Origin of the sequence: Streptomyces sp. NPDC047974 (genome assembly GCF_040653375.1) — a bacterium.
In the GTDB taxonomy this organism is placed as follows: Bacteria; Actinomycetota; Actinomycetes; order Streptomycetales; family Streptomycetaceae; genus Streptomyces.
Genome location: NZ_JBEZNU010000001.1, coordinates 89448 through 99853 on the forward strand (window position 1 = coordinate 89448; position 10406 = coordinate 99853).

The following is a 10406-nucleotide window of genomic DNA, read 5'->3' on the forward strand; positions in this document are numbered from 1 at the left end:
CGCCGTCGCGCTCAGGCCGCGAGCCGTCCGGCGGGGGCCGGTCCGGTCCGGGGCAGGGCCATCCGGGCGAGGCGGTCGAGCGTGCGCACGGCGCACGTAGCGCGCCGGTCGTCGACCTCGATCCGCGCCTCCTCGGGCGCCTCCGACCGGCGCGCCCCCTCCCAGGACGCCCACGTGTTGCCGAGCCGGCGGCCCTCGGCGCTCAGCCGGGTCACGGTCGCGGGGTCGGCATGGGCGAGGCGGGCGCCGAGGCGTACGGGCAGGGCGAACACCGTCCCCGTGGTCAGGGACACGGCGCCGGGCCCTCCGAGCAGGGTGCCCGCGCACACGTCCGCGCTCGCCCGGCTCATCAGGCGTACGGCCCACGCGCCGACGTCGGCGGCGAGTTCCAGGGACCGGCACAGCAGCGCGTCGCCCGCGGAGACGGCGAAGAGGTTCGCGGCGCGGGGACCGCCGTCCGGGAGCGCGTCCAGGACGTCCTCGTGCGCGGCGAGCGCGAGGCAGGCGAGTTCGGAGGCGACGGCCAGACGGCGCGCGTCCCGTCGCCGGGAAGGCTCCGCGAGGGCCCCGGCGCACACGAGGAGCGACGCGATCCGGGTCTGCTCCGCCACGGCGTCGCGCAGTTCCGTCACCGCGCCGGCCAGCAGGGGCAGTTCGTCCCCCGCCTCCTCGCGCACCGCCCGGCGGGCCGCCCGCACCTCTTCGAGCAGCCCGTGCCGCTCCAGCCAGCGGCGCAGCGCGGCCGGTCCTTCCGCCTCCGCGGGTCCTTCCGCCTCCGCCGGTTCGGGCGCGCCGTTGTCGTAGGCGCTGACGGCTCGCCGGGCTCCGCGGTGGAGCGGTCGTTCGACGGTCGCCGCTCCGCTGACGACGTTCCACACGAACTCGTGGTGCTCCACGAGGGACCACGCGGCGTCGATCCGGCGGCCGAAGCGCCGCCGCAGCTCCGCGCCGTAGCCGGGTATCTCGTACGTCCCGGCGGCGAGCGCGCGCTCGATCATGCCGGCGGCGAGCACGCCGGACTCCAGGGCCGTGTCGATGCCCTCGCCCGACAGCGGGTCCACGAGCCGGGCCGCGTCGCCGACCAGGACCAGGGCACCGTCGCTGCAGCGGTCGGGGTCGAAGTCGCAGGGCAGCGGCGCGCCCCGCAGCGGTCCCGGCCGAGGGGCCCCGTCGGACTCCAGGGTTCCGAGGAAGTCCCGGAACACCGTGCGGAGGTTGACCCCGGCGTCCTGCGGTCGGATCCGCAGGCAGCCCACGCCCACGTTGGCGACGTCGGCCGAGACGGGGAACACCCAGCCGTATCCCGGCAGGGTCCGCCCGGTGGCCGGGTCGACGAGCGGCACCAGGACGCGGAACTCGTCGGTGAGGCCGCGCAGTCCGGTGACGTACGCCCGTACGGCGAAGCCGGTGCGGTCGGTGGGCCGTGCCAGGCCGCCGGCCCGCGCCAGCGCCGACGTCGCTCCGTCGGCCGCGACGACGAAGCGGCTGGTCACCCGGCGGTCCGCGGCGCCGTCGGCGTACCGGACGCCGACGGTGCGGCCGGCCGCGCGGAGGAGGCCCGTGGCCCGGCAGGAGGGGGCCACGGTGACGCCCGCCGACCGGGCGTGGTCGGCGAGCAGTGCGTCGAGGACCGCGCGGGGCACCACGCGGCCCCGTACACCCGGGGCCGCCCGGGTGAACTCCGCCCCGGAGGCGAAGGACAGCCGTGTCCCCCGCACCGACTGGTACGGGGCGAGTTCGGGCCGGCAGCCGAGGAGGTCGAGCTGGGCGAGCGACGCGCGGGTCAGGCCGTCACCGCACGCCTTCTCCCGGGGGATCGGGGACCGGTCGAGGAGCAGGACGGTCCGGCCGCGCCGGGCCAGGGACGTGGCCGCGGCGCAGCCGGCGGGCCCGGCACCCACGACGACGACATCGACGTCAGACGCCATCACCCACCTCCTCGACCAGCTCGTGCAGCCGTGCCCTCGCCCATGTGGCGGGGACGGGGCCGAGTTCGGCGTGCGCGCGGCCGAGCAGACCGCGCAGGACGGTCAGCGAGCGGTCGACTCCCCCGGCGTCGGTCACCAGCGCGCGGACCTCCTCGGCGCCCGGCCCGTCGAGGCCCGGCACGCCGAGCAGGGCGCGCAGGCGGGCCGCGGTCGCGCCGCCCCTGCCGAGGGCGGCGATGACCGGCAGGGTGTAGATCCCGGCGCGGACGTCGGCGGTAACGGGCTTGCCGAGCCGGAGCTCCGTGCTCGTGAGGTCCGCGAGGTCGTCGGCGAGCTGGAAGGCCGTGCCCCAGGTCCGGCCGAACCGCTCCAGCGCGTGCGCGGTCCCGGCGGGGGCGTGCGAGGCGAGGGCACCGGCCAGGCCCGCGAGTCCGAACAGCGCGCCGGTCTTGAGGGCGATCACGTCCAGGTAGTCGCGTTCCGTGCGGTCGACTCGGAACGCGGAGACGAGTTCGCGGGTCTGCCCGCGCCACAGGTCGGCCGTGCACCGGGCGGCGGCGCGCGCCGCCTGCTCTCCCGCTCCCGCGACCAGCTCCGTGCCCCTCGACAGGAGGAAGGTGCCCGCGAAGACGGCCGCGCGGTTGCCCCACAGGGCCGCGACCGTGGGCTGTCCCCGGCGTACGGGTGCCTCGTCGACGACGTCGTCGTGGTGGAGGGTGCCGAGGTGCATGAGCTCGACGCCCGCGGCGACCTCGACCGGCGGGGGCGCGCCGGGGGCCGCGGCGGCCGAGGCCAGCAGGGCCAGGCGGGGCCGGACGCCCTTGCCGGCGTGGGACGGCAGGTGCCGCAGGACGGCGTCCACGCCGGGCAGGGCGGTGTCCGCGGCGGCGAGGACGGCTCGGTTGGCCGCGTCGAGCGCGCGGGCCGGGTCGTCGCCCGTGGTGGCGGGCCGTGCGGTGGTGGTCATGCGACGACCCCGACGAGGGTGTAGCCGCCGAGCGGCAGGTCCTCCCACGTCTGCCCGAGCGTGACGACGGTGAACCAGCCGGCCTTCGGTTCCACGGCGTGGGCGACGACCTCGACGCCGCGCTGCTCCCCGGCCCGCATCCGGGCGGTCGCGACGATCTCTCCGGCCTCCGGGTCCGGTCCCTTGCCGACGTGCTCGACGAGTGCGGCGGCGTAGCCGCGGGTCGCGTCGGTGGGGACCGTACCGACGACCTCGCCGACGGCGACCTTGACGGCGGGCGGCCGGCCGACGCGGCGGACGGGCCCTTCCTTCGGGGCGTCCGGGTCGCCTGCGAGCGCGGCGAGCCCGGTCAGCACCTCGGTCTCGCCGGTCTTCGCGAGGTGTTCGGCGTCGATCTCGAACATGCCGGCCCTGAGCGTGACGAGCATGCGCGCCGAGAAGGGCAGCGGGTTGGTGAGGGTCAGCGTCATGGCCGTGGAGCCGCCCTGGGCCGGTTCGACGGTCAGGTTCCGCTGGCCGACGTGCCGGTCCAGCCGGGGTCCGAAGGGGACCTGGATCGGGTCGAAGGGGCCGAAGACCGAGCCGGGGGACGCCGTCGCCGTGGGGTTGGAGGTGTTGACCACGAGGCACTCGTGACCGTTGTTGAGGAACTCCGGTACCCAGGGGGTGCGGCAGCGTACGTCGAGCGAGGCGCCGTGGCGGATCTCGGCCCACTCGGTGCCGATGTGTCGGCACGTGCCCGCGCTCACCCCGAGCGAGGGGTCGGCCCAGTAGAAGTCGACCTGGGTGGGGACGGAGGTGGCCCGGCCGAAGTTGAACACCCGTGCGTGCACGAAGTTGTCCTCGCCGGCGCGCGCGGTCAGGCCGATGCCGCCGCTGTTCTCGACGACGATGTACGGCGAGGCCCAGAACGCCTCCCCGGCCGGGACGGGACGGATCCGGCCGAGGTCCGGGGTCTGTCCGGGCAGCACCGGCACGACCGGCTTGTAGGGCACGACCAGGAACGGCGTCCAGGTCCGGCCCTCCTTCGCCAGCCGGGCCCATGCCCGGTGCAGCTTCTCGTGGTGCCCGGTCCCGGCCTCCTGTACGCCTTCCAGGCCGATGCCGGGATCGAGCGGGGGACGCCGACGGTGGGTGCTCATGGTTGCCTCCTGGCGCGCCGTGCTCACGGGGCCGGCCGGATCGTGACCGCGTCGGGGTCGTAGCCGCCGTCGAACTCCCATGTCAGGTGGGCGAGTCCGCGGTCGCCGTCGAGGTTCCAGCCGGGTCGCGGTGCGGCGAGTCGGGAGAGCAGGTCGACGGCGTTGGCGACGGCGTTGCCGAACGGCAGGGGCTGCCCGTCGGGGCCGAGGCGTACGGGGAAGGCGCCGGCGGTTCCGATGTCGCCGTTGGACAGCGGGTTGTTGACGTCGTCGTCGATGAAGTGGGACGGGTAGACGGCGGCCCGGTAGGCGGTGGTCCTCGGCTTCTCGAAGCCGGGGTTGGCCGCCGTCGGACGCTGGTTGAAGGTCAGGATGCTGCCGTCCCACGGCTTGGAGGGGAACTCCCGGTCGTCGACGCGGGACTTGACCAGGTTGCGTCCGGACTCGAAGGGCAGCCCGGAGAGGGTCGCGGAGACGATCTCGTCCTCGGCCAGCATCTCGGCGTAGGGGTAGGCGAAGCCCGCGAGCGCGAGGAGTTCGTTCATGCCCTTGAGCCCGTTGTAGAGGTACATCCGGTACCAGAACAACTGGCAGCGCAGCTTCTGCCACTCGACGACGTTGGAGCAGTCGAGGAGCGCGACGGCCGCGACGATGACCACGGCGCCGGCCGCGAGGGCGCCGCCGAGGAGCAGCAGTCCGCCGAGGATGGCGAGGAGGATGCCGCAGACCACCGCCGTCGTGTCCTCCAGGTCGGTGTCGAAGGCGGGCGGCAGGCTCGGGCCGCCGCCGGGGGCCGGCACGAAGGGGTCGAGCTCGCCGGGGGCCGTGCCGCAGCCGCCGGGGGGTTCGACGGGGGCGCCGAAGTTGCAGCCGACGATCTCGCCGCTGGTCTGGACCCAGAGCATCAGCCAGGTCATCTGGTAGGCGCCGTTGAGTTCCTCGGCGGCGAGTCCTGCGGGCAGCGGCCCCGGATGGGCGGTGGTCAGGGCCTTGAACCACGACTGGGCGAAGTCGTCGGGTATCACCCCGGCGGGCAGGTCGCGGTTCTGCTTGATGTCGACGAGGAGGGCGGCCGGGTCCATCGGCTGGATTTCGATGAGCTTCTGGAGGTTCGCCGAGCACAGCGAGGGCCACTGCGGGTACGGCGGTGCCGGGGCGTCCACCGGGGCCGGACGCGGGTCCTGCGCGTAGTGGCCGTGCACCCAGGCGTCGATGAAGTTGTTGGTGAACCTGCGCCGCCACCACTGGGTGCGGTGCGGGCCGCCGACGCAGGAGTTGACGAACGGGCTGCCGCAGACGTTCGCCGCGTAGCCGATCAGATAGCCGTAGGCGTAGGCCCGCAGCCGGTCGTCGCCGGTGGCGGCGGCCTCGGCCAGGAGCGCGTCGACGAACGCGCCGGTGCGTCGCCAGTGCAGGAAGTCGCGCGCGTGCCAGTCCTCGGGTGGTGGCACGGGATCGGTCGGCGCGGCCGTGTCGACGACCGGCTTCAGCCGGTCGGTGATGGTGGAGGCGATCTCCCCGATGATGGGGCGCGTGGTCGGGTCGAGGGCGCCGATGATCTTCGCGAAGTCGTTGGCGGTCGTCTCGATGTCGCCGAGGCCGACGCCCGGCACGTTGCCGTCCCTGATGTCCTCCAGCCGGTCGCAGTCCTCCGCGTCGGCGACCGTGGTGAGTTCGTCGAGGATGCGTCGCATGCGGACGAGGACGGCGTGCAGCCCCACGCCGCTGCCCGGGAAGCGGGACTCGTCGCCGCCGAGCAGGGCGAAGATCTGCTTCCAGACGTAGGCGTACGGGTTCGGGTCGGCGGTGACGTCGCCCTCGACGCGCCCGTTGGGCATGAAGTCCGCCAGCGCCGGTCCGATCGCGCCGAGGTGCGCGTACGCCGGCTGGGCGCGGAGCGCGTCCGCGACCGCCGTCAGCTCCGCGTCGCCCGACGCCGCGAGCCGGGCGACCGTCTGGTTCAGCACGGTGAGGTGGGTGGCGATTCCGGGCATGGTCCCTCCGGTGTCTCAGATGAGCCCAGGCAGCAGGACCATGGGCTCGGCGGGGTCGCGCAGCCACAGCAGCGCGTGAGCGATTCCGGAGCTCCCGAGCATCAGTCCCGGGCTCTCGGCGGGGGTGCCGAGCGGCCAGGAGCCGCCGGCGTGGGCGGCCAGGGCCCGTGCCACCGCGTCCCGCGCCGCCCCCGGGCTCTCCCGGTCGCCGACGGCCCGGCCGGCGAAGGTCAGCACGATCGCGTTGCCGAGCAGGCCGTGGCAGAGCGACTGGTCCCCCGCGGGGTGCGTGTCCCGCACGAACGATCGGGTCGTCGCGAGGGCCTTGAGCGCCTCGTCGCGGTAGACCGGGTCACCGGTCAGCTGCCAGGCCCGCGCCCGGGACACCGCGATGCCGGGCGCTCCGTGGCACCAGTACGTGGAGTAGGCCAGCGCGCCGCGGGCCACGCCCCGGGTGGCCCGGGTCTCGCGGAGGTCCGGCCAGTTGCCCGCGCCGGGGTCGAACCACGCCCGCTCGTGGCCGAAGCCGGCCTCGGCCGTGGCGAGGAAGCGGGACTCGCCCGTCGCGGCGGCGAGTTCGGCCAGCGCGAGCGCGATGCCCGCGGTGCCGTGGGAGAGTCCGGTGAGGTGGTACTCGCCCTTGCGGTTGATGGTGCTCCAGGCCAGTCCGCCGCCGGCCGGCGTGGCGTGCTCGACGAGCAGGTCCCCGAGCCTCACCGCCTCGTCGAGCAGGGTGCGGTCGCCGGTGAGGTCCACGAGCGCCAGCGCGCCGAGGACGGTCCCGGCGGCGCCGCTGATCAGGTCGTGCTCGGTGCACGGCCGGGTCAGGGCCTCGTGCGCGGTGGCCCGGGCCGCGGCGCGCAGGGCCGGGTCGTCGAGGCGGCGGGCGACGTACGCCTGGGCGAGGGCCAGTCCCGTCCAGCCGTCGAAGAGTCCGGGGCGGCGGTCCGGGGCGAGGTCGCCGCGACGGCGCTCCGCCTGCCGCAGTGCGGCACGCGCGGTGTCGGCGAAGCCGGGGCCGTCGAGCTGGGCGAGGACGAGCGCGACGCCCGCGAGGCCGTCGTACAGGGTGGGTCCGAGGGAGGCGAGCACGCGGTCGGTGCCGTCCGGTACGAGCGAGCCGAGCCAGGTGCAGGCGTCGCCGTCGTGGAAGGCGTCGGCGACGAGCCGCTCGCACAGCCGCCGCGCCTCGTCGCACAGCTCGCTCCCGGTCGGTTCCCCGACCGGCGCGGGCCGTGCGGAGGGCGCGCCGGGGGTGCGGCCGAACGCCGGGTATCCGTCGGCCGAACCCGGCCGGAGGTACGGAGTGTCGAGCGAGACCCCGTGCTCCGTGAGGTAGTCGCCGACGAGCTCCGGGCGGCGTGAGCGGCGTGCCGGCGCCGAGGCTTCGACGAGCCCCTCGGCGAGGAGGCGGCAGCGGTGCATGCCGAACGAGCGCCCGTGGTCGGTGTCCTCGGCGAGGCCCACGCCGGGGCCGAGTTCCTTGGTGAACACGGGGATCCTGGCGCTCCGGATCCGCCGGGCGCCGGTGAGCTGCCGGTGGGTCCGCTCCAGGTGGGGGCGGGCGGCGTCGACGGTGTCGGCGGTGAGGTAGAGGACCGCGGCGTCGCAGCGCTCGTAGGCGGCGGGGTCGTCCAGGACCTTGAGCTGGAAGGGGATGCCGTCGCCGTTGAGGCCGCGGGTCAGCTCGCCCATGAGGTCGAGGGCGCCGCGCGCCGTGCAGTTCCAGTAGACGCGGACGACGGCCGCCCCGGCGGGAACGGGCGCGTCGGACAGGGCGAGGTAGTGGCCGGGGGAACGGTGGAGCAGTTCGGCGGGCATGCGCAGCTCCGCCGAGCCCGGCCCGCGCGGCCGCAGGAGCCGCTCGTCCAGGACGCTGATCCGCACGCCCTCCCGTTCCAGCCGCGTCTCGGGCCGGGGATCCGCCGGCCCCGGACCGGTCGACCGCCGGTCGGGCGGCTGCGGATCGGCCGGCTGAGGAGCGGGCGGCCACTGACCGGAAGGCCACGGATCGGCCGGCTGGGGATCGGCCGGCTGCGGCCCGGGGGTGATCCGCCATCCGTTCTCCCAGCCGCCGGCGCCCGCGTTGCGGGAGCGCAGCGCCGCGACGAAGGGTCCGGTTCCCCCGGCGGCCGCGGTGGGGGCCTCCCAGTGCATCGGTGCGGCGTGGCCCTTGACGTAGAAGTAGCCGTAGAGGTGCTCGGCGAGCGCCTGGGCGAGGTAGTCGCGGCGCACCTGGGCGTCGAGCGAGCGGGTGAGCGGCGCGGGCAGCCGGGGCGGCCGCTTCCCGAACCAGGCGAAGCCGTGGTCGCCCACGAACGTGGTCGCGGCGACGGCCGAGGCGATGTGCTCCCGCGCGGTCACGGCGCGATCCCGAGCAGCGCACGCCCGCCGCCGGCCGGGTCCCTGAGGAGGTTGTGGGCGAGCTGCAGCTTGAGCACCACCTGCCCGGGCAGTTCCGCGAGGAACTGGGTGCTCTCGTACGCCGTCTGGACGAGCCGTGCGGCCGCGAACGGCACCGCACGTGCCCACACGGCGCGTGCCCCGGCCGGATCGCCGGCGGCGGTGGCGTAGGCCGTCCAGAACCGCTGGACGGCCGGCTGCCAGCGCGAGAGGGGGAACGGGCCGTGGTCGAGGAAGCGTTCGGGAGGCGTCGCCTCGCTCACCGGCGCGTGGTCGAGCCACAGGGACAGGTACTCGGACAGCACGGTGGCGACGTCCCAGGCGGGGTCGCCCCACATCGCCATCTCCCAGTCGGCCAGGCGCAGGCCCTTCCCGGCGCGGGCCGGCACCGACGGGCGCACGATGACGTTGTCGAGGCGCAGGTCTCCGTGGACGACGCAGCCCGGCCGCCACTCCGGGCGCAGCCGGCCGAGGAGGTCGGCGAAGTCGCCCGTGCCGTGGACCGCGGTGAGCAGCCGCAGCGTGGCGGAGCTCGCTCCGTAGTAGACGGTGACGTCGGGGCGGTCGAAGGAGAAGACCAGCGGCAGTCCGGTGGTCACCGGGAGCAGTTCCCGCGCCTGGTCGTCGCGCAGCGCGTGCAGCGCCGCGAGCCGGCGGCCGAGCGCCTCCGCCACGCCCGGCGGGAACCGGCGCGTGCGGCGGTGGTACGCCGCGAGGGTGATCGCCTCGGAGTCGATGCCCAGCACGAGGACGGCCCGCTCCGGCAGGTGGCGCGTGGTGGGCGGGAGCGCGGCCCGCAGCTCGGCGGATCCGCGCAGTGCGAGGGCGTCGTAGGTGCGGGCCTCGTTGCCGAGGGTCCGTGCGGTGTCCGGGTCGCCCGCCTGTTTGACGAGGAACGCGGGGCCGTCGGTGGTGGTCACGCGGTGGTTGCGGTTGCGGCGCGACACGTCGGTGACGACGAGGCCGCCGACGAGGTGGGCGGCTGTCAGCAGACCGAGTTCACACAGCAGACCGACGGCCCCTCGCGCGTCCAGCGGGTCCCCTCCGCCGGTGGGAGCGCGGCTCGGCCGGGCGGCCGCCGGCGGCGTGGCGACGAGGGCCATGTCAGCACCCGCAGGACAGTCCCACGGAATCGCCGCCCGGCAGCGACGAGCACGACTGGGTGCAGTGCGCGCAGCCGGAGCAGGGGCAGCCCTCCGCGGCGAGGGCCCTGACTCCGGTCAGACCCGACAGTCCGCGCAGGAAGCCGGTGCGGACCTCGCCCTGCAGGAACTCCACGGGGAGGGTGCGCGAGGTGGACTCGGTGATCCGGGCGTCGCGCCGCACCCAGACGATGGTGTGACCGGGCCGCGTCTCCTCGGCGTGCACGACGTCCGCCCTGTCGCACTCCACGAAGTGGGTGAGCTCGGCGTTGAGGTAGAGCCGCCAGCGGCCCTCGCCCGTGCTGCGCCCGAGCGCGAAGCCCGTGAGTGTCCTCACGTCCGCGTCCGCCGCGGCGCGCTCCACGCGCTCGCCGAACTCTCGGGGACCGAAGCCGTTCTCGGATGTGCTGGCCACGATCGTCTCCTCGGGGTAGCCCCCCTAGGGGAAATCGACGTAACTGCCCCCGCCTCCTTCGGAGCAGCGCCGGAAGCGGTCGCCCGTGATCAGCAGACCACGGAGGAGACCGTATTTGCGGACCGCCCGCTGTGCGTAGTCCGTACAGGTGGGGAGATAGACACAGGTTCTTCCGTCCTGCTTCAGACGGTCGCGGAGGAAGGAATCCTGGTACACCTTGACAAACCAGACGATCACAACTGTACCGAGTCGGTGGGGGCGCGCAACCGCTCGCCCGTGCACCGGAATCCGGCGGACCGGCGGGAGCGCGGCGGCCCGGATGAGCACGCGGATCGCGGCGTACGCGACGACGCTCGCCGCCGCGCCGACCCCCTGGCGCACCGGCCTCAGGCCCCGCGCCGCCCCCATCTGTTTC

8 protein-coding genes are annotated in these 10406 nt (G+C 75.2%); all 8 read right to left on the minus strand.

Features of this window, described 5'->3' with window-relative positions; translation table 11 throughout:
- Positions 1 to 11: 11 nt before the first annotated feature.
- From AB0E19_RS00420 to yidD, 8 genes are read right to left on the minus strand one after another with little or no spacing between them, the layout of a single operon-like run.
- A complete protein-coding gene (locus AB0E19_RS00420; RefSeq protein WP_362170788.1) occupies positions 12 to 1928 on the minus strand; it encodes a geranylgeranyl reductase family protein in 1917 nt (638 codons plus the stop codon).
- Entirely contained in the window at positions 1918 to 2895 is a 978-nt protein-coding gene (locus tag AB0E19_RS00425) for a polyprenyl synthetase family protein (protein WP_362170791.1), read from the minus strand. The genes AB0E19_RS00420 and AB0E19_RS00425 overlap by 11 nt, the downstream gene beginning before the upstream one ends.
- The gene (locus AB0E19_RS00430) at positions 2892 to 4037 is read right to left on the minus strand and encodes a hypothetical protein (RefSeq protein ID WP_362170794.1); all 1146 of its coding nucleotides are present in this window, start codon (positions 4035 to 4037) and stop codon (positions 2892 to 2894) included. Before AB0E19_RS00430 ends, AB0E19_RS00425 begins: the two co-directional genes overlap by 4 nt.
- 23 nt (positions 4038 to 4060) lie before the next feature.
- On the minus strand, positions 4061 to 6031 hold the full coding sequence (locus tag AB0E19_RS00435) for a hypothetical protein (RefSeq protein WP_362170798.1): 1971 nt from the start codon (positions 6029 to 6031) through the stop codon (positions 4061 to 4063).
- Positions 6032 to 6046: 15 nt separating this feature from the next.
- Positions 6047 to 8395 (minus strand): lanthionine synthetase LanC family protein, encoded by a 2349-nt coding sequence (locus AB0E19_RS00440; protein WP_362170801.1) that lies wholly within the window; start codon positions 8393 to 8395, stop codon positions 6047 to 6049.
- Positions 8392 to 9537, minus strand: coding sequence for a phosphotransferase (locus AB0E19_RS00445; protein WP_362170804.1), 1146 nt, complete (start codon positions 9535 to 9537; stop codon positions 8392 to 8394). Before AB0E19_RS00445 ends, AB0E19_RS00440 begins: the two co-directional genes overlap by 4 nt.
- Before the next feature lies 1 nt (position 9538).
- Positions 9539 to 9991, minus strand: a complete 453-nt coding sequence (locus tag AB0E19_RS00450; RefSeq protein WP_362170807.1) for a hypothetical protein — start codon at positions 9989 to 9991, stop codon at positions 9539 to 9541.
- A 24-nt stretch (positions 9992 to 10015) separates the two neighbouring features.
- Entirely contained in the window at positions 10016 to 10399 is a 384-nt protein-coding gene (gene yidD / locus AB0E19_RS00455) for a membrane protein insertion efficiency factor YidD (protein ID WP_362172251.1), read from the minus strand.
- Positions 10400 to 10406: the final 7 nt, after the last annotated feature.

What these genes read in the sequence shown, in the direction of transcription:
- AB0E19_RS00420 (WP_362170788.1), bottom strand. Translation starts at nt 1,928, where the DNA reads ATGGCGTCTGACGTCGATGTCGTCGTCGTGGGTGCCGGGCCCGCCGGC.
- AB0E19_RS00425 (WP_362170791.1), bottom strand. Translation starts at nt 2,895, where the DNA reads ATGACCACCACCGCACGGCCCGCCACCACGGGCGACGACCCGGCCCGC.
- AB0E19_RS00430 (WP_362170794.1), bottom strand. Translation starts at nt 4,037, where the DNA reads ATGAGCACCCACCGTCGGCGTCCCCCGCTCGATCCCGGCATCGGCCTG.
- AB0E19_RS00435 (WP_362170798.1), bottom strand. Translation starts at nt 6,031, where the DNA reads ATGCCCGGAATCGCCACCCACCTCACCGTGCTGAACCAGACGGTCGCC.
- AB0E19_RS00445 (WP_362170804.1), bottom strand. Translation starts at nt 9,537, where the DNA reads ATGGCCCTCGTCGCCACGCCGCCGGCGGCCGCCCGGCCGAGCCGCGCT.
- yidD (WP_362172251.1), bottom strand. Translation starts at nt 10,399, where the DNA reads ATGGGGGCGGCGCGGGGCCTGAGGCCGGTGCGCCAGGGGGTCGGCGCG.